This is a genomic window from Mesorhizobium sp. INR15 (genome assembly GCF_015500075.1).
Lineage (GTDB): Bacteria > Pseudomonadota > Alphaproteobacteria > Rhizobiales > Rhizobiaceae > Mesorhizobium.
Genome location: NZ_CP045496.1, coordinates 3654607 through 3673445 on the forward strand (window position 1 = coordinate 3654607; position 18839 = coordinate 3673445).

Sequence of the window (18839 nt, forward strand, 5' to 3'; positions counted from 1 at the left end):
ATCGTGCGCCAATTCCAAGTGCGGTGGCGTAATTCACGCGCTCTAAAGCACGCGCGGCGCTGTAGAGGCTTCGGAATAACGGAGGATTTACACTCTGCCGATAGCCATAGCCGCAAACGTGCCGTATTTCTTGCCAACATGGCGCAACGCGGCGTTTTCGCCGCAGCGCTTTTCTCTTTCAGAAATGCCGGGAGGCTTCTCGATGACATCCAACACCCTTTTGCGCGCGGCACGACGGACGTTCATCGCCGGCGCGGCCGCTCTTCTTGTCGGTGCCGTTGCCGTCCCGGCGTTCGTGACGCCGACGGTTGCCGCCGATGGGCCTGCTTCGGTCGCTGACCTAGCGGAAGGCCTGCTCGGCGCGGTGGTCAACATCTCGACCTCGCAGACGGTCAAGGGCACCGAAGGCCCGGGCGCGGTACCGATGCCGCAGCTTCCGGAGGGGTCGCCCTTCCAGGATTTCTTCGACGATTTCTTCAAGAACCGTGGCGGCGACAAGGACAATAGCGGGCAGAAGGTGCAGTCGCTGGGCTCCGGCTTCGTCATCGATGCCGAGCAAGGCATCGTGGTCACCAACAACCACGTCATCGCCGATGCCGACGACATCGAGGTGAATTTCTCCGACGGCATCACCTTGAAGGCGACGCTGGTTGGCACCGACACCAAGACCGACGTCGCGGTGCTGAAGGTCGATCCGAAAGGCCACAAGCTGACAGCGGTGAAGTTCGGCGAGTCCACCAAGATGCGCGTTGGCGACTGGGTCATGGCGATCGGCAATCCGTTCGGCCTTGGCGGCACGGTGACGGTCGGTATCGTCTCGGCTCGCAACCGCGACATCAACTCCGGCCCCTATGACGACTTCATTCAGACCGATGCCGCCATCAATCGGGGCAATTCCGGCGGCCCGCTGTTCAACAGTGCCGGCGAGGTCATCGGCATCAACACCGCGATAATTTCGCCATCCGGCGGTTCGATCGGCATCGGCTTCTCCATCCCCTCGCAGCTCGCCTCGGGCGTCGTCGATCAGTTGCGCCAGTTTGGCGAGACACGGCGCGGCTGGCTCGGCGTCCGCATCCAGCCGGTGACAGACGACATCGCCGAGAGCCTTGGCATGAAGACAGCCAAGGGCGCGCTGGTTGCCGGCGTGATCAAGGGCGGACCGGTCGACAATGGAACCATCCTGGCCGGCGACGTGATCCTCAAGTTCGACGGCAAGGACATCCACGAAATGCGTGATCTGCCGCGCGTCGTCGCGGAAAGCCCGGTCGGCAAGGCTGTCGATGTGCTGATCGTGCGCAAGGGTGTCGAGCAGACGGTGAAGGTGACGCTTGGCCGGCTCGAGGACGGCGAAAAGCTCGCCAATGGCGAAGACGGCAACACCGACAAAAACAAGGGTGACAAGGCGCCGGCAGTTTCGACCGCTTCGGTGCTTGGCATGACGGTTGGCGAACTCAATGACGAGACACGCAAGAAGTTCAACATCGCCGCTGACGTCTCCGGCGTTGTCATCACCGACGTCAACAAGGATTCGGCCGCCGCCGAGCGCGGTATCCAGCCAGGTGAAGTGATTACCGAAATCGCGCAGGAATCGGTTGCCACGCCCAAGGATGTGATGGACCGGATCGGCGCGCTGAAGGAGCAGGGGCGCAAGAATGCGCTGCTTATGCTGGCTTCGAAGACCGGCGAATTGCGGTTTGTGACGATCCGCATGGATTAGAGTCCGCAAAAGCGGACAAAGCTCTGATTGAAATGAGAAAAGGGCGGCTAGCGAGCCGCCCTTTTTCTTGCTTGCCAGTCGGTGCGCGTCAGCCGGTAGAAGACGTGGCGCTTGAGCGATGCGTGGCTGTCGGGAATGCCGGGATGGTCGAAATCGGAAGTGGGGTCGGCGGTCATGCCGAGGCGTTCCATCACCGCGGTGGAGCGCAGGTTGTCCTTGACCGCGAAGGAGACGATCTCGGCGACATCGAGCGTTTCGAAGCCGAAGGCGAGCCAGGCTTCCGAGGCTTCGGTGACATAGCCCTTGCCCCAGAATTCCGGCGCCAGCCGCCAGCCGATCTCGATGGTTCCGGCGGGCAGAAACGGCATGTGATCGACACCGGTCAAGCCGACGAAACCGATGCACTGGCCTGTCGCGGCGATCTCGGCAGCGGCGAAGCCGAAGCCGGCCCGGTCAATCGCGGCACGCAACTCGCCCATCTTGGCGTCTGCCTGCGCGCGATCACGGCGGAATGGAAAGAATTCCATGACGCGCTCATCGGAATTGATCCGGTGGAACAACTCGCGGTCACGGTCCTCCCAGTTGCGCAGGATCAGGCGTTCGGTGCGTATCGGCGTCAAAGGACAAACTCTTCCTGCCTGTAGCCCTGCAGATAGAGCAGCGCGGTGAGGTCGCCATGGTCTATGCGGACCGTCGCTTGCGCGGCCACGGTTGGCTTGGCATGCAGCGCCACGCCGGTGCCGGCCAGCCGGATCATGTCGAGGTCATTGGCGCCGTCGCCGACGGCAATGGCGTCGGCGGGCGTCAGGCCGAGGCGCGCCGAAATCTCGTTCAGCGCATCGGCCTTGGCGGCACGGCCAAGGATCGGCTCGCCGACCAGCCCGGTAAAATGGCCGTCCTGCTCGAGCAGTTGGTTGGCGCGGTTTTCCTGGAAGCCGAGCATGGCGGCGATGCGCGTGGTGAAGACTTCGAAGCCGCCCGACACCAGCGCTGTCCAGGCACCGTTGGCACGCATGGTCTGGACCAGCGTGCGACCGCCGGAAGCGAGCGTCAGCCGGTTCGCGACAATGCGGTCGACCACTGCGGCATCCAGGCCTTTCAGCAGGGCCACCCGCTCACGCAGGGCAGGTTCGAAAGCGATCTCTCCGTTCATCGATCGCGCGGTGATGGTGGCGACACGATCCTTGACGCCGATCTCGTCGGCCAGTTCATCGATGCATTCCTGGTCGATCATGGTCGAATCCATGTCGGCGATGAGGATCTTCTTGCGCCTTGCTTCGGCCGGCTGGACGATCACGTCGACCGGCTCGGAGGCCAGGGCAGCGCGTAGACCGGCGGTCATTTCATCCGCTTGCGCCGTCTCTGGCAGTGCCAGATCGCACGCGATCCCTGCGCCCAGCCAGTGAACAGTGCTTGCGCCGACTGCCTGCGACGCCTTATTCGCAAGCGACGGCGACAGTATGTTGCCGGCAGGACGGGAAACGAGCGTGGCAATCAGCGGCATCGAAAATTCCGGCGATAAGGCGGGCGAGGGCCGCGTGAAGAACGCGATCCTGATAGCCGGGCCGACCGCCAGCGGCAAGTCGGCGCTGGCGCTCGATGTCGCTGAGCGCAAAGGCGGTGTCATCGTCAACACCGATTCCATGCAAGGTTATTCCGTCCTCGATGTGCTGACGGCGCGTCCAGATGCGGCCGAGCTTGCCCGCGTGCCGCATTTTCTCTACGGCCACGTTTCTCCGTCCATGGCCTATTCGACCGGCGCCTGGCTGCGTGACGTCATGAAGCTTGTTGATGACGGTGTGCTTGCGCAGCGGCCGGCAATTTTTGTCGGCGGCACCGGGCTCTATTTTCGGGCGCTGGCGGAAGGTATTTCGGAAATGCCCGACGTTCCGCAGCGGATCCGCGACCGCTGGCGCTACGAACTCAAGGAACAGGGTGCGGAGAAGCTGCACCGCATCCTGATGCGCGAGGATTCGCGTGTCGGCATGATGCTCAAGCCGACCGACAGCCAGCGCATCGTGCGGGCGCTTGAGGTGCTCGATGCATCGGGGCGCTCGATCCTCGAATGGCAGGCCGTGCGCGGTCAGCCGCTGATCGACAGGAAGACCGCGAGTTTCCTGGTCATCGAGCCCGACCGGCCGACATTGGTGCGCCGCATCGATGCACGGTTCGACCAGATGCTCGACAGGGGCGCTCTGGACGAGGTCGGGAAGCTCATGGCTCTTGACCTTGATCCAGCCTTGCCGGTGATGAAGGCGATCGGCGTTCGCGAACTGCAAGCCGCCATGGCTGGAGAGATGGGGTTTGCCGAGGCGATCGAGCGCGCCAAGATCGCGACCAGGCAATATTCCAAGCGGCAAGGAACCTGGTTTCGCAATCAGCTGGGGCCGGAATGGCACAGATTGCACGCTGGTGACGATGTCGAAACCACGATCCGAGGGCTTGCCTCGGATGCAACCTGAAAAGTTGACCCGCAAGGAAAGGTTCCCGTTGTGGTTGTTCAAATTAACGCTCCGTAAGGCCGCCCGTGCCATAAGGTCGGTGGGTACTTTTCCAACGGGGAGCAGATGCGTTTCCACAAGGCGGAATCAGCGTTTTTCGTCTTTATCTTCGTGATCCTGGCCGCGGGCCTGGTGACGCTGCATGCCTATGGGCTCCTGCAATCCTTCGCGACCGAGCTGCATACGGAATCCGGCCTGGAGAAGATCATCTATCTCAACAAGCTGTTGTTCGCGACCGGGGTGCTTCTGGCGACCGCGCTGTTTTTCGGCATCTTTTTCATCTACCCGCTGATCCGCAAGCAGGCGACCGAGGAAGGCAAGCTGCGCGCCATGACGGTCTCGCTCAGCGCACGCTCGGAAACGCTGGAGCACGCGGCGCTGACCGACGGCCTGACCGGCATGCAGAACCGGCGCTATTTCGACGATGCGCTGAAAGAATATCTCGAGGAATTCCGGCGGATCGAAAAGCCCGTGGGGCTGATGATCCTCGATCTCGACCATTTCAAGCAGGTCAATGACGGCCATGGCCACGATGTCGGTGACGAGGTGCTGAAGGCCGTTGCCAGCTGTCTCAAGGACATGACGCGCTATCACGACGTGGTGGCGCGGCTGGGCGGTGAAGAGTTCGCCGTGGTTACCCCCAACATGGACGCGGAACTCCTGTCCAAATTCGCCGAGCGCATCCGCAAGGCGGTTGCCAACATGTCGGTTCTCTCAGGCAATGTCCGCCTCAAGATCACCACCAGCGTCGGTCTCGCCGTATGGGACCGCAAGGAAACGGCCGAGGAATTCTATCGTCGCGCCGACCGTCAGCTCTATGAGGCGAAGAGGCAAGGCCGCAACCGCGTCTGCGCCTAAAATCCCACCATTGAATTCGTGACGCTGGCCGACTGATGTCGGCTTCTGCGCTTCCGGTGCTCACGGACTGAATGTCCGCTCCGCTCCGGTTCTCGAAGCCAGCACCAGGCGACTCAGCCTGACGAATTCCCTGATGGGATTTACCCAAGCTTGTCGGCGAGACCGAATTGGTGTTGGACGGATTCGAGCTCTGTTCGCAGGGCTCCGCCGCCTCAATCGTTCTGCGGGCGCAGGCCGAAGGTGGCGGGCTTGAGGCCGTAGCGCGCGTCGAAATCGTCGTCCGACGATGCACGCACCGCAGGCGGCTTGCGGTAGTCCGGGTCGCCTGCCTGCCTGCCCGCATCGACGGTTTCGACAAAGGCCATCGCCTGTTGCGGCTTCGGCACGTTGCGCAGCCGCTCGACGATCGCCACGAGATCGACATCGTCGCCGTTTTGCGATGACAAATCGGGCTCGCGCTTGGCGGTGCCGGGGAGCAGGTGCTGTGGCAACCGCTCGAACTTCATTCGCATCGTTGTCGCCACGCCTTCACCGAAGGCGATGGCCTCGCGCTGACCCATGGAAGACAGAAAGGCCAGTGTCGAGGCCGAGGAGTCGGCGATTGCCGAACGGATGATCGCCTGATCCTGCTCATTGGCGAGCCGCATGGCAAAGAAGGTCGAGCATTGCGACAGGATGGTCGGATCGAGCTCACCTGGGCGCTGGGTGACAACGCCGAGATAGCAGCCATATTTGCGGCCTTCCTTGGCGATGCGCGACAGTGCGTGCCGCGTCGGCGCAAAGCCAAGCCGTGGGTCCGCGGGCATATAGCGGTGGGCCTCCTCGCACAACAGCAGAAGCTGCAGCTTGCCTTCGCTCCACAGAGCAAGGTCGAAGGCCAACCGCGCCAGCACGGAACAGACGGAATTGACCACTTCGGACGGCATGCCGGCCATCTCGAAGCAGGTCACCGGGCGGCCGTGATGCGGCACGCGGAAAATATTGCCGATCGTCTCGTGGATCGTGTCCTCGATCAGGCGCGAATTGAACATGAAGCGGTAGCGCGGATCGGAAGCCGCCGATTCAATGCGCGTCTTCAGCGACTTCAGGGTCGGCCGGTCGTTCTTGCTCTCCAGCATGCCCATGCGCTCATCGATCTGCTTGAGAAGATCGGCGACGCGGTAGGGCACGGGCGTATCGGCGGTCAAGGCATCACTGCCGCGCCTGAGATAGGCGCCGGAATTGGGATTGCGGTAGAGGTTCTTGGCCGCAGGGATCAGGTCGCGCAAGGCGTCGACTTCCTCGGGCACGGTCTCGCGGCCGCGAAACAGCACTTCGGCGAATTCCTCCAGCTTGAACATCCAGAATGGAAGATCGAGCGTCTTGGAATCGACCCTGACGCAATACTCGGGCAGCGATGCCGCGAATTCATTGTGCGGATCGAGGATCAGGATGCGCAGATCCGGCCGCGCGGCGATCGACTTGCGCAGCAGCAGGGACACGGCGGTGGATTTGCCGACGCCGGTGGTGCCGACCACGGCGAAGTGCCGCGCGAGCGTATCGTCTATGGCGATGTTGGCGGCAATTGACTCGTCCTGCGACAGGGTGCCGATAGTGATCGAATGGCGGCCGGCCAGATCATACACCGCTTGCAGGTCCCGGGTGCGGATGCGGTGAGCCACGGCGCCGATATGCGGATAGATCGTGATGCCTCGGTCGAAGACCGGTTTGGCGCCGGGTTCAGCACCGTCGCGGACCTCGCCGATGAGTTCGACACTGACCTCGATCGGGTTCTGGCCTTCGTTGCTCCAGGCGCGATCCGACTTGCCGATCTCATAGACCAGGCCGACGGTTCGCGTGCCGCCGAGATTGATGGAAATCATCTTGCCGACCGTCCACAGGCCGGTAATCGAGCCATCGATGTCGTCGGCATAGGCGCTGATGGTGGCTCGGGCGCCGTCGCATTGCACGACATTGCCCAGAATGCGCTTGTCATTCTGCTCGGCTTGACGGCGCTCCTGCGATGTCGGTTCTCCCACGGAGGCTTCGCGTTCGACATACATGGACAGGCTATTCCCCGTTTCCCTTGGAGGGAGACACTACAGGAACGGGGTTAAGGTGGGGTGATGCCTGATGGTGTAGGGAGCGTTAAGCCGTTGGCGAAGAATCGAGGCAACGCCCTCTTTTCCCCGAGAGAGAGTTTCGCTATATCGAAATTATGGCTGATATAGCGAACAATATTTCCTCGACCATCGGCAAAAGAATACACGCCGAAAGGCTCATGCGGGACTGGTCTCTGGCCGAACTCGCGCAGCGGTCCGAGGTCTCGAAAGCCATGCTCAGCACGATCGAGCGCGGCAAGACCAGTCCGACGGCGGCACTTCTGGTGCGTATCGCGGCGGCCTTCGGCATGACGCTTTCGGCCCTTATCGCGCGGGCTGAGCTGCAAGGCGGCGGGTTGCTGCGCGAAGGCGATCAGCCGATCTGGCGCGATCCGGCCACCGGTTATGTCAGGCGGCACCTGTCGCCGGTGTCCGACATGCCGCTCGAGTTGATCAAGGTGCAATTGCCGGCAGGCGCCAGGGTCAGTTTCCCGGCTGCCTCCTATGCCTTCATCCGGCAGCAGGTATGGCTGATCTCCGGTCGGCTCGAATTCATCGAAGGCGATACGGTGCACACGCTTGAGGTCGGCGATTGCCTGGCGCTCGGCGCGCCGTCGGACTGCACCTTCCATGCTCTTGAACCCGGCGCCGAGTATCTCGTCGCGCTGGTCAGGGGCTGAGAACCATGGCGAGACGGCCAAAACGCTCCCACAATGGTGGGCCGCCGCTTGATGAATACAAGGGGCCGCCATGGGGCAAGGGCGACCCATACATCTTCCTTGCCTGGCAGGCCGCACACGCCAAGGCGTGGAAGCCGCCGAGCCGCGAGATCACGCTGGCGCGCATGGGCAAGGCCGAGCGCCTGGGCCTTACCTATGAGGAGTACACGCTCGAAATTCTGGAGCGTGGACGGCATCTGCAAGAAGAAGACACCGAGCGCATCAGCGCCATCAAGGCGGCACGAAGGCGCCGCCGTGTGCGTGCTCTCGATTGACGGCGTTGCGCGCGCATCGCCCCATTTCATCACCTTCAACAGGACCCATTGATGAGCTCCTTCGCAATCAGAACGCTCACTTCAACCAGGCAAACGCTTGAGATGCTGGCGGAATTGCTGGTCGAAACGGTTGCGGCAGGCGGATCGGTCAGCTTCATGCACCCGCTTGCACACGAGGCCGCCAGGGATTTCTGGGAGAAGTCGCTCGGGATGGCCGCGCGAGGCGAAAGAGTGGTGCTGGGCGCCTGGGATGGCGAGATCCTGGCTGGTACCGTCACTTTGCTGCTTGACTGTCCACCCAACCAGCCGCATCGGGCCGAAATCGCCAAGCTGATGACGCGCGTCGACCAGAGGGGCAAAGGCGTGGGAACGCATCTGATGGGGGCCGCTGAAAGCCTCGCGGTCGAGAAAGGCCGCACGTTGCTGGTTCTGGATACGGCGGCGGAGGAGGGCGCCTCGCGCCTCTATGAAAAGCTGGGCTTCACGCTGACGGGAGAAATTCCCGACTATGCGCTGAAGCCGCATGGCGGGCTCACCGGCACGCTCATCTACTGGAAGCGGATCGGCTGAGGCCTTTATGCCTGCTCCGAGGCCGTGAATCGCGACAGCAGCCACCGACGAAAATCCTGCTCGGCGCTGGTCAGGCGTGCGCTCGGCGCGCGGGTCAGGAAATGCCCTGATGTGCTGGTGAGTTCGAAGTCGGAGAGCCGCGTCAGCGCCTTGCTGGTGAGCGCCGCATCGATCAGCGGCCGCGAACCGAGCAGGACGCCGGCGCCGGCCTTGGCGGCTTCCATGGCGGCGACGAAACTGTCGAAGCGGTGCGAGCGCTTGGAATGTCCTGCCAGCCCTGCCGCCGCGAACCATTCCGCCCACATTTCGCGGGCGCCGGCGACCAGCAGCAAAGGCTGCGTGGTCCAGTCGGTGTCATCGGCCAAAGCCTGGGCGGCAACTGGCACCAGCCGCTCCACGGACAACCTGTCGGCTTCACGGCCGGGAAAGGCGCCATTGCCGAAACGGATGTCGAGCGCCGAGCCCGGCTGGTCATAGTCTGTGGGCCGGTGGATCGTCACCAGATCAAGCTGGACCTGCGGAAGCGTTTCCGACAGATCGGGCAGCAAGGGAACCAGCGCCAGCAAGGCAAAGGAGATCGGCACCCGGATGGTGACGGTCTGGATGGCGCGGGGTTCGAACAATTCGGCGGTGCTGCTGCCAATGGTGGCGAATGCGGACTGGATGTGCGGAAGGTAGGCCGCGCCCTCTGGCGAAAGCGTCACGCCGCGCGCCAGCCGTCCGAACAGAGGGGTCTTCAGCCGGTCCTCGAGATGGCGGATGTGCTGGCTGACGGCGGCCTGGGTCAGGCCAAGCTCGGCCGCCGCGGCCGTGAAATTCGACAGCCGCGCGGCGGCTTCGAAACTGCGCAGCCAGTCGAGCGGAGGCATGGCGTTGAGGGATTTGCGAGCCATTAGAATTTTCAACTCATTGGCCAAAAAATGATAATTTGAGTTATGCCTCTTGGAGCGTCACGCTGCAACTGAAACCCTGCGGACCTGGCTGCGGGGGGCAACGGACAGGACCTTATCTCCATGTTAACCCACGCGCTCATCAGCGACGAAGGTAGAACGATCGAACTGAGTTGGGAGAACGGCACGCGCACCCGCTTCCATGCCATGTGGCTGCGCGACAATGCGCTTGATGACAAGACCCGCAGCGCCGGCAACGGCCAGCGGCTGATCACCATTCTCGACATTCCGGCCGATACGCGGATCGGCGCCGCTTCGATCAGGAACGGGGCCCTGGAGGTCGTGTTCATTCCCGAACAGAAGACAGCGAGCTTTCCCCAGGGATGGCTGAGCGCCAATGCCTATGACCGAGACGAGGGGCGTCAGCCGGGCTGGACGGGCGATGCCATACAGCTTTGGACCAAGGCGACCATGCAGAACTCGGTGCCGCGCGCCAGCTATCGGGTGGCGAGCAACAGCCGTAGCGTCTTGCGGGAATGGCTGTCGGCGGTGCGGACTTATGGTTTTGCTGTCATGGACGACCTGCCGGCGGAATCGGGCTCGCTGTGCAAGGTATCCGATCTGTTCGGCTATATCAGGGAGACCAATTATGGGCGCTGGTTCGAGGTGCGCGCCGAGGTCAATCCAAGCAATCTTGCCTATACCAATCTCGGCCTCCAGGCGCACACCGACAATCCCTATCGCGATCCTGTGCCAACGCTGCAGATCTTGTCCTGCATCGAGAACACGGTGGAGGGCGGTGAGTCCAGCGTTGTCGATGGCTTTGCGGTCGCGGCTGCCTTGCAAGCCGAGAATCCGGAAGGTTTTCGCCTGTTGAGTTCATGTCCGGCACGCTTCGAATATGCCGGCTCTTCCGGCGTGCGGCTGCAGGCGAAGCGACCGATGATCGAGCTTGGGCCGGATGGTGAGCTGATCTGCATCCGCTTCAACAACCGCTCGCTGGCGCCAACGGTCGATGTGCCGTTCGCCGACATGGAGGCTTACTACAAGGCTTACCGCCGGTTCGCCGAACTGATCGAGGATCCATCCTTCGAAGTGACGTTCAAGCTGGAAGCAGGCCAGTCCTTCATCGTCGACAACACCCGCGTCATGCATGCGCGCAAGGCGTTTTCCGGCACCGGCAAGCGCTGGCTGCAGGGCTGCTACGCCGACAAGGACGGCCTGTTGTCGACGCTTGCGGCGATCGAGCATGGGTTCAAGGAGGCCGCGGAATGAGCGCGCAATCGTTGAACGCGGGCAATATCGTCGAGTTCATCGCCGATATTTTCGAACGCCGGGGCGCCGAATCCTATCTCGGCGAACCGGTCACCATGTCGGAGCATATGCTGCAGGGCGCATGGCTGGCCGAGCAGGACGGCGCGCCGGAAGAGCTGGTGGCGGCGGCTTTGCTGCATGACATTGGCCACTACACCAGCGAGTTCGGCACCTATTCGCCTGATGATGTCGAGGACAAGCATCATGACGAGGCCGGCGGTGAAGTGCTGGCGCCGTTCTTTCCGCCTGTCATCGTCGAATGCGTCAGGCTGCATGTTTCGGCCAAGCGCTATCTCTGCGCCACCGACCCGAGCTATTTCGGCAAGCTGTCGCAGGCCTCGGTGCACACGCTGTCGCTGCAAGGCGGCCCGATGAATGCCGATGAGGTGGCCGAGTTCCGCAAGAACCCGTTCCATGAAGAAGCGGTGCGGGTGCGCATCTGGGACGAAGGCGGCAAGATCGCCAACATGAAGACGCGAGCGTTTCGCGACTACGTGCCGCTGCTGCAGCGCGTGGTGACCCGGTTCGCGGCCGACAAGCCAGCTTAGCCAACCGATCTGAGGAGACAGCCATGTGTTTCTGCTTCGATGGCGAAAGCGCTGTTGCTGCATATCGGCCAGATGAATGCCGAGAGCGCCTGCCGGATGCCGGCGCTCTCGCCTCCCTGCCGGCCGGCTCCGGTGGCGTATTTGGTACGGTTTCGGCAACCGGCTCGCGACGGCAAAATGAGGGCTGGATCGTCGAGCGCGCGGCCAAGGCAAGGGGCGCACCGCGCGAGGTCTGAAAGACGACCCCGCGCGGCGGCAACGCCGCGCGGAACAGGATCTATCCCTTGTGATGGACCTGCTGCAGCCCGTAGACCGGCGTTGCGATGCCTTCCTGCCTGGCCTTTATCTGCAGCGACAGGAACTGCGAATAGTGGCGTGACTGGTGCAGGTTGCCGCCATGGAACCACAGCGCATCCTGTTGGGTCGGCTTCCACATGTTGCGCAATTCACCTTCCCACGGGCCGGGGTCCTTGGTGGTGTTCGAGCCGAGGCCCCAGCATTTGCCCACCTTGTCGGCAACGTCGCGGGATATCAGGTCGGCGGCCCATCCGTTCATCGAGCCATAACCGGTGGCGTAGATGATAACATCGGCGGGCAGTTCCGAGCCGTCGCTGAGCAGCACCGAATGCGCCTTGATCTCCTTCACGTCGACGCCGCTTTTCAGCTTGATGGCGCCATCGATGATCAGCTGCGAAGCGCCGATATCGATGTAGTAGCCGGAACCACGCCTGAGATACTTCATGAACAGGCCGGATTCGTCGTCGCCCCAGTCAAGCATGAAGCCGGCTTTCTCCAGCCCCTTGTAGAAAGCCGCGTCGCGCTTCCTCATCTCGGCATAGGCCGGGATCTGGAATTCGTGCAGGATCTTGTAGGGCAGCGAGGCGAAGACGAGATCGGCCTTGGCGGTGGTCATGCCGCTTTGCACGGCCTGTTCCGAATAGAGCGAACCAAGCCCCAGTTCCATCAGCGTGTCGGACTTGACGATATGCGTGGTCGAGCGCTGCACCATGGTGACATCCACGCCGGCCTCCCAGAGCGCGGCGGCGATGTCATGGGCGGAATTGTTCGAGCCGATGACGACCGCCCGCTTGCCGACATAGGCGTCGGGGCCGGGGTGTTTGGAAGAATGGTGCTGGTCGCCCTTGAAGGTCTCCATGCCTTTGAATTTCGGCAGGTTCGCCTTGCCGGATTGTCCGGTGGCCAGCACCAGTTGCTTGGGTTTGAGCACAATATCCTTACCGTCGCGGTGGACGACGACAGTCCATTCCTTCGTCTTGTCGTCATAGGAAGCGCTCTTGGCCTCGGTCGACGACCAGTAATTCAGCTCCATCACCTTGGTGTACATTTCCAGCCAGTCGCCGATCTTGTCCTTGGGCGAGAAGACCGGCCAGTTCCTGGGGAAATCGATATAAGGCAGGTGGTCGTACCAGACCGGATCGTGCAGGCAGAGCGACTTGTAGCGCTTGCGCCAGCTGTCGCCGGCGCGTTCGTTCTTCTCGATGATGATTGTGGGAACGCCGAGCTGCCGCAGCCGCGCCCCAAGCGCGATGCCGCCCTGGCCGCCGCCGATGATGACCGTGTAGGGCTGCGTCTTGAAGCCGAGCTCGGCGGCTTCCTTCTCGCGCTCTTCCCTCCAGGTCGGGCGGTTCTTGCCTGAGCCGTGTTTAGCGCCCATCGGCCTGGCAAAGCCTGCCGGCTCCTCGTGGCCTTTCAGCTCGACCATGCTGGTCAGCAGCGTCCAGATCTTGCCGTCCTTCAATCTGATATGCCCGAAGCCGCGCGCCACCTCCGTCTCGAAGCTGATCCAGCCGTCGATCAAGCCGTCCGCCTCAGTCGCATCCTCGCCCGCGGCGATGGCAAAGTGTGATGGCTTGGTCTTCGACAACTGGCTCTTCAGCATGTCGCGAACTTGGTCGCGGCCTTCCATGGTTTTGATGTTCCAGGTGAAGGTGACGAGGTCGCGCCAGTAGCAATCTTCCTGGAAACAGCCCACGGCTTTCTCAATGTCGTTCGCGGCCAGGGCGGCGCCGAATGTATCGAGCAGGTCGGACAGTTTCTTGTTTGGGGCCTTGTCGAGCATCAGCGTTCCTCCCGTGAAATCCAGATCGTCATGGCCGCTCCTCCGAACGTGCCACTCAGGCCATCAAGTATCGGCAGAGATGGCAGGCTTCGTCACGCCCCACCATAGTTTCGCGTGGTTTCAAGGGCTTATCCACAAAACGCGGCCATGACGCAGGTTTGGCAATACCCCGGCAGCCGCTGCGAGGACTGGGTGTCCCCATTCTGAAACAACGGCGTGATGCCGCGCCCGTCGCGCAATCGTGATGGCCATGTGCCGCATTGCCGCCATGGAGGCTGAAGACAACCATTTGGTGAAAAGCCGGAAGCCGTGAGCGGGCGACGGGGTGCTTTTCGGGGATTTTCTGGATGCGGAAATTCTGGAGCACATCATGCAGGCCCCTTCAATTCATTCGATAATCAGGCGCGCAAGCGCCACAGCCGTGGCTCTGGCCCTGGCGCTCGGCACGACCTTGAGCGGTCCGCTGGTATTGCCCGAATATCAGGCGGCGCACGCGGCGGAGATTTCCGTCACCATTCGCGAGCGGCTTTCAAGCTACGGCGGCTGGCGCACCTCCAGCCGCTTCGGCGACGTCTGGGTTCCAACCGTGCGCGCCGAGTGGCGCCCCTATACCGAAGGCAGGTGGGTGTGGACCGATGACGGCTGGTATTGGGAATCCGCCGAACCGTTCGGCGATGTCGTCTATCACTATGGCCGCTGGGCCTATGATCCCGATTTCGGCTGGGTCTGGATATCAGGCGACGAGTGGGCACCGGCTTGGGTGGTCTGGCGCCAGGGTGGCGACGATGTCGGCTGGGCTCCGGCACCGCCGGATGTCGATGTTGCCTTCGACGATGCCCGGTGGTGTTTCGTGCCCGTGGCGGCAATTGGCGCGGTCGATCTTGTCAGGGTTGTGCGGCCGGTGCAGGAAAACATCGTAATCGTGCGCAACACGACGATCATCAACCAGACGGTCGTGGTCAACAATGCGCCGCATGTGCGGCTTGGCAATCAGGTTGTCGCGATCAATGCCGGGCCAAGGCTGCAGCAGTTTCCGAAGGCCGTTGTAGAATCGATCAAGGCGGCAAAGGTCGCTCCGCCGCGCAAGGGCGTGTTTGCCAAGGCGGAGCTCGATCCCTCCAAGGGGGAGGCGATCAAGAAACTGGCCGGCCATGTCATGCCGGCTGCGGCCGTAGCCAAAGTGAATGGACCGCCACCGGTTGTCGGCCAAGGTCCGAAAAAACTGCCCGGCGACAAAATGGTTTCGCAAGGCAGCACGGCAGCCGGCTTGGTCAAACCGGGCGAGCGCAAGCGGATAACCGCTGGCAATGCGGCCCAAGCCGATGTGCTGAAGATTCATGGCGGCAAGGCAAAAGGCAATGGACGCGTCCTCGTGCAGGCGTCACCGAAAGTGGTGTCGCCGACGCAGCATCTTGCCCGTGCGGCAGGGCCGCAAAAGCCGCATCAGCAGATGCTGGCGATGCATTCGCAACAGCATCGTGGGCCGGCCAAGGCAGCCCCGCATCGCCCACCCGCAATGCAAGTGAAGAAAGAGGCCAAATGCGATCCGCGCGTTTCGCGCTGCAAGGCACCGGGTTGAACGCGTCTGTTTGAGCCGGCAAAGCAAATTGGGAGCAGGCGGCGCCAGCCGCTTGCTCGACGCGGACTAGTAAGCTGGAACGCGTTCGCTGCCGACGTGATTTTTCCCGTTGACAGGCTGCCTTTCCCGCCCTTAGTGTCCGCGACCATGAAAAAGGCACTCATTCTCGTAGGAAAGCGCGTGGGCAAGGCGGTGTAACCGCCGGGCGAAATCCCCCCATGCGCAAGACACAGGCTCCCTCGGGGGCCTTTTTTATTGCCCAAAACACGACTAAACGACCAGCAACGCCCAAGTGGCGACAGTACGGGACCAGACCGATGAGCAACGGACAGAACGAGCGGCGCGAAATGACAGGCGCTGAAATGGTGGTGCAGGCGCTGAAGGATAACGGCGTCAAGCATGTTTTCGGCTATCCGGGTGGCGCGGTTCTCCCGATTTATGACGAAATCTTTCAGCAGGACGAGGTCGAGCACATCCTGGTCCGCCACGAGCAGGGCGCCGGCCATGCCGCCGAAGGCTATGCACGCTCGACAGGCAAGGCCGGCGTCATGCTGGTGACGTCAGGCCCCGGCGCAACCAACGCGGTGACGCCGCTGCAGGACGCGTTGATGGATTCGATCCCGCTCGTCTGCCTGACCGGACAGGTGCCAACCTCGCTCATCGGCTCGGACGCTTTCCAGGAATGCGACACTGTCGGCATCACGCGTCCCTGCACCAAGCACAACTGGCTGGTGAAGGACGTCAACGAACTGGCCGCGACCATCCACGAAGCCTTCCATGTCGCGACGACCGGCCGTCCTGGCCCGGTCGTGGTCGACATTCCGAAGGACGTGCAGTTCGCCAAGGGGTTTTACGTGCCGCCGCAGATCGCGCCGAGGACCAGCTATCAGCCCAAGGTCCAGGGTGACCTGGAGAAGATCAAGGCGGCGGTCGAACTGATGGCCAGCGCCAAGAAGCCGATCATCTATTCGGGCGGCGGCGTCATCAATTCCGGTCCGGAAGCGAGCCATCTGTTGCGCGAACTGGTTGACCTCACCGGCTTCCCGATCACCTCGACGCTGATGGGGCTCGGCGCCTATCCGGCATCGGGCAAGAACTGGATGGGCATGCTGGGCATGCACGGCACCTATGAAGCCAACATGGCCATGCATGATTGCGACGTGATGATCTGCATCGGCGCGCGCTTCGACGACCGCATTACCGGGCGGCTGACCGCGTTCTCGCCGAACTCGCGAAAGATCCACATCGACATCGATCCGTCGTCGCTGAACAAGAATGTTCACACCGAAGTGCCGATCATCGGCGATGTCGGCCGCGTGCTGGAAGACATGGTGCGGCTGTGGCGTGCGAGCGCCAAGGCCGACAAGAAGGCGCTCTATCCCTGGTGGGAGCAGATCGCCAAATGGCGCGCGCGGGACTCGCTCGCCTACAAGATGAACAACGACGTGATCATGCCGCAATACGCCATCGAGCGGCTCTACGAACTGACCAAGGACATGGACACCTACATCACCACCGAGGTGGGCCAGCACCAGATGTGGGCGGCACAGCATTATCATTTCGAGAAGCCGAACCGCTGGATGACCTCTGGCGGATTGGGCACGATGGGCTATGGCCTGCCAGCGGCACTGGGCGTGCAGATCGCGCACCCTGACGCACTGGTCATCGACATTGCTGGCGACGCCTCGGTGCAGATGACGATGCAGGAGATGAGCGCGGCTGTGCAGCACAATGCGCCGATCAAGATCTTCATCCTCAACAACCAGTACATGGGCATGGTGCGGCAATGGCAGCAGCTGTTGCATGGCAATCGGCTGTCGCATTCCTACACCGAGGCGATGCCTGACTTCGTCAAGCTGGCCGAAGCCTATGGCGGCCACGGCATTCGCTGCGAAAAGCCGGGCGAGCTCGACGATGCCATCAAGGAGATGATCTCGGTGAAGAAGCCGGTGCTGTTCGACTGCCGGGTGGCGACGCTCGCCAACTGCTTCCCGATGATCCCGTCAGGCAAGGCGCATAACGAGATGCTGTTGCCCGACGAGGCGACCGATGAAGCGGTGGCCAACGCCATCGACGCCAAGGGCAGGGAACTGGTCTAGTCACAAGCCGAGGCAGGGCTTGTCGCAAGACGCCGTGCGCAAACAGATAGTTAGCTCCAAGAGTTTGAATCGAGATTCATGTCATGAACGCACAGCTACAACCGACCGGTTCGGCCTATTTTATCGCCAAGGAAACCGAGAAGCCGGAAAACCACACGCTGTCCGTGCTGGTCGACAACGAGCCGGGCGTGCTTGCCCGGGTCATCGGCCTGTTTTCCGGACGCGGCTACAACATCGAAAGCCTGACGGTCTCCGAGACCGAGCACGAAAAGCACCTGTCGCGCATCACCATCGTAACGCGCGGCACGCCGCATGTGCTGGAGCAGATCAAGCATCAGCTTGAGCGCATCGTGCCGGTGCACCGGGTGGTCGATCTGACCGTGCGCTCGCAGGAGTTTGGCCAGGAGCGGCCGCTTGAGCGGGAACTGGCGCTGGTCAAGGTTGCTGGCACCGGCGAGGCCCGTGTCGAGGCCCTGAGGCTCGCCGACGCGTTCCGCGCCAGCGTCATCGATGCCAACACCGAACATTTCATTTTTGAAATCACCGGCAAGGGCACCAAGATCGACCAGTTCATCGCCATCATGAAGCCGCTTGGCCTGGTCGAAATCTGCCGCACCGGCGTGGCGGCGATGAACCGCGGCCCGCAAGGTATGTAGTCAGTCGGCGCCCCTGGATTTGCCGAGGCCGGAGCCTGTCCTACGTGTCCAACTTTCTGGTCCGGTTGCTGTCATGGTGTGGCCTTTGCGCATCCAGCAGAGAAGGACAATATTGCTGACCTACCTTGGGAGAGGTCGATGTCCCTCGATGCGTTCATTGCCTTGCTGATTTACGCCTTCGTGACGTCGGTCACGCCGGGGCCGAACAACTTCATGCTTCTGGCGTCGGGTGTGAATTTTGGCTTCGCCAGGTCCATTCCGCACATGCTTGGCATCAGCGTGGGCTTTCTCGTGCTGCTGCTGGCTGTCGGCTTCGGCCTCGGCGCGGTGCTGACGGCGTTTCCAGCGCTGCATACAGGCTTGAAGATCGCGGGTGCTGCCTATCTGCTCTATCTCGCCTGGAAGATCGCCATGTCACGCTCGCTCGGTGGCAAGGGTGAGGCGAATGCGCGGCCGATGCGCTTCATCGATGCGGCGGCGTTTCAATGGGTCAACCCCAAGGCGTGGGTGATGGCGATCACCGCCATGGCCGTCTACACCAATCCGGAGCAGCCGTTCCTATCCGTGGTTCTGATCGGCGTCGCATTCACCCTGGTCAACCTGCCGAGTGTGTCGGTGTGGTCAGCATTTGGCACGGCGCTGCGCGGCTTCCTGTCGGATCCGGTGCGGCTGAAATGGTTCAATATCGCCATGGGTTTGCTGCTGGCGGCAACGCTTTGGCCGATGCTCCGCTAGCGATCGAACGGCTCGATCTTTTCCTGTGAGAGGCCGCTTCCAGGTCCCATCGGCCCTCTGGCGGTTGAACGAAAGCCGGCTGCACAACTATTGTGCAGTGCACATTAAATCTTCGTAATGCCGTGTTTTGGCCCTTTTCCGCCCCACGCGCGTCCTATCTATTCGGCGAAATCGCGGCAAGAAGCCGTGAGTTGCGCTAGAATACGACCACCAGGCT

Annotated in this window: 18 protein-coding genes; 13 read left to right on the forward strand and 5 right to left on the reverse strand. The window is 62.1% G+C overall.

Annotated features, from left to right (window positions below; translation table 11 throughout):
* Positions 1-202: 202 nt before the first annotated feature.
* Complete coding sequence (locus GA829_RS17840) at positions 203-1717, forward strand: DegQ family serine endoprotease (RefSeq protein WP_195174022.1); 1515 nt, start codon at positions 203-205, stop codon at positions 1715-1717.
* Between the two features lie 47 nt (positions 1718-1764).
* Here GA829_RS17840 and GA829_RS17845 read toward each other — a convergent pair whose 3' ends face one another.
* Both GA829_RS17845 and serB read right to left on the reverse strand, forming a co-directional pair.
* Entirely contained in the window at positions 1765-2337 is a 573-nt protein-coding gene (locus GA829_RS17845) for a GNAT family N-acetyltransferase (protein ID WP_195174023.1), read from the reverse strand.
* The gene (serB, locus tag GA829_RS17850; protein ID WP_195174024.1) at positions 2334-3221 is read right to left on the reverse strand and encodes a phosphoserine phosphatase SerB; all 888 of its coding nucleotides are present in this window, start codon (positions 3219-3221) and stop codon (positions 2334-2336) included. Before serB ends, GA829_RS17845 begins: the two co-directional genes overlap by 4 nt.
* On the opposite strand from serB, the gene miaA reads away from it, so the two are divergent.
* Positions 3211-4179, forward strand: coding sequence for a tRNA (adenosine(37)-N6)-dimethylallyltransferase MiaA (gene miaA / locus GA829_RS17855; protein WP_195179715.1), 969 nt, complete (start codon positions 3211-3213; stop codon positions 4177-4179). The two genes, serB and miaA, sit on opposite strands and share 11 nt — an antisense overlap.
* Before the next feature lie 105 nt (positions 4180-4284).
* The gene (locus GA829_RS17860) at positions 4285-5076 is read left to right on the forward strand and encodes a GGDEF domain-containing protein (RefSeq protein WP_195174025.1); all 792 of its coding nucleotides are present in this window, start codon (positions 4285-4287) and stop codon (positions 5074-5076) included.
* A 212-nt stretch (positions 5077-5288) separates the two neighbouring features.
* Here GA829_RS17860 and GA829_RS17865 read toward each other — a convergent pair whose 3' ends face one another.
* Positions 5289-7118 (reverse strand): ATP-binding protein, encoded by a 1830-nt coding sequence (locus GA829_RS17865; protein WP_195174026.1) that lies wholly within the window; start codon positions 7116-7118, stop codon positions 5289-5291.
* Positions 7119-7273: 155 nt separating this feature from the next.
* Here GA829_RS17865 and GA829_RS17870 point away from each other — a divergent pair, with 155 nt between their 5' ends.
* From GA829_RS17870 to GA829_RS17880, 3 genes are read left to right on the forward strand one after another with little or no spacing between them, the layout of a single operon-like run.
* A complete protein-coding gene (locus GA829_RS17870; protein WP_195174027.1) occupies positions 7274-7837 on the forward strand; it encodes a helix-turn-helix domain-containing protein in 564 nt (187 codons plus the stop codon).
* A gap of 5 nt (positions 7838-7842) precedes the next feature.
* Positions 7843-8151 carry a hypothetical protein gene (locus GA829_RS17875; protein ID WP_195174028.1) on the forward strand — a complete coding sequence of 103 codons (309 nt, stop codon included), beginning with the start codon at positions 7843-7845 and terminating at the stop codon, positions 8149-8151.
* Positions 8152-8202: 51 nt separating this feature from the next.
* Complete coding sequence (locus GA829_RS17880) at positions 8203-8721, forward strand: GNAT family N-acetyltransferase (RefSeq protein ID WP_195174029.1); 519 nt, start codon at positions 8203-8205, stop codon at positions 8719-8721.
* A gap of 5 nt (positions 8722-8726) precedes the next feature.
* Here the strand turns inward: GA829_RS17880 and GA829_RS17885 are convergent, their stop codons facing one another.
* Complete coding sequence (locus GA829_RS17885; protein WP_195174030.1) at positions 8727-9614, reverse strand: LysR family transcriptional regulator; 888 nt, start codon at positions 9612-9614, stop codon at positions 8727-8729.
* A 120-nt stretch (positions 9615-9734) separates the two neighbouring features.
* On the opposite strand from GA829_RS17885, the gene tmpA reads away from it, so the two are divergent.
* The 3 genes from tmpA to GA829_RS17900 are packed head-to-tail and all read left to right on the forward strand — an operon-like array spanning position 9735 to position 11709.
* On the forward strand, positions 9735-10886 hold the full coding sequence (gene tmpA, locus GA829_RS17890; RefSeq protein WP_195174031.1) for a 2-trimethylaminoethylphosphonate dioxygenase: 1152 nt from the start codon (positions 9735-9737) through the stop codon (positions 10884-10886).
* Complete coding sequence (gene tmpB, locus GA829_RS17895; RefSeq protein WP_195174032.1) at positions 10883-11473, forward strand: (R)-1-hydroxy-2-trimethylaminoethylphosphonate oxygenase; 591 nt, start codon at positions 10883-10885, stop codon at positions 11471-11473. Before tmpA ends, tmpB begins: the two co-directional genes overlap by 4 nt.
* Before the next feature lie 23 nt (positions 11474-11496).
* Positions 11497-11709, forward strand: coding sequence for a hypothetical protein (locus GA829_RS17900; protein WP_195174033.1), 213 nt, complete (start codon positions 11497-11499; stop codon positions 11707-11709).
* A 41-nt stretch (positions 11710-11750) separates the two neighbouring features.
* Here the strand turns inward: GA829_RS17900 and GA829_RS17905 are convergent, their stop codons facing one another.
* The gene (locus tag GA829_RS17905) at positions 11751-13553 is read right to left on the reverse strand and encodes an NAD(P)/FAD-dependent oxidoreductase (protein ID WP_195174034.1); all 1803 of its coding nucleotides are present in this window, start codon (positions 13551-13553) and stop codon (positions 11751-11753) included.
* 370 nt (positions 13554-13923) lie between these two features.
* On the opposite strand from GA829_RS17905, the gene GA829_RS17910 reads away from it, so the two are divergent.
* From GA829_RS17910 to GA829_RS17925, 4 genes are all read left to right on the forward strand, one after another.
* Positions 13924-15132, forward strand: a complete 1209-nt coding sequence (locus GA829_RS17910; RefSeq protein WP_195174035.1) for a DUF6600 domain-containing protein — start codon at positions 13924-13926, stop codon at positions 15130-15132.
* Between the two features lie 317 nt (positions 15133-15449).
* Complete coding sequence (locus GA829_RS17915; protein ID WP_195174036.1) at positions 15450-17231, forward strand: acetolactate synthase 3 large subunit; 1782 nt, start codon at positions 15450-15452, stop codon at positions 17229-17231.
* An 83-nt stretch (positions 17232-17314) separates the two neighbouring features.
* Complete coding sequence (gene ilvN, locus GA829_RS17920; RefSeq protein WP_195174037.1) at positions 17315-17887, forward strand: acetolactate synthase small subunit; 573 nt, start codon at positions 17315-17317, stop codon at positions 17885-17887.
* 138 nt (positions 17888-18025) lie between these two features.
* Positions 18026-18622, forward strand: a complete 597-nt coding sequence (locus tag GA829_RS17925; protein WP_195174038.1) for a LysE family translocator — start codon at positions 18026-18028, stop codon at positions 18620-18622.
* Positions 18623-18839 lie beyond the last annotated feature (217 nt).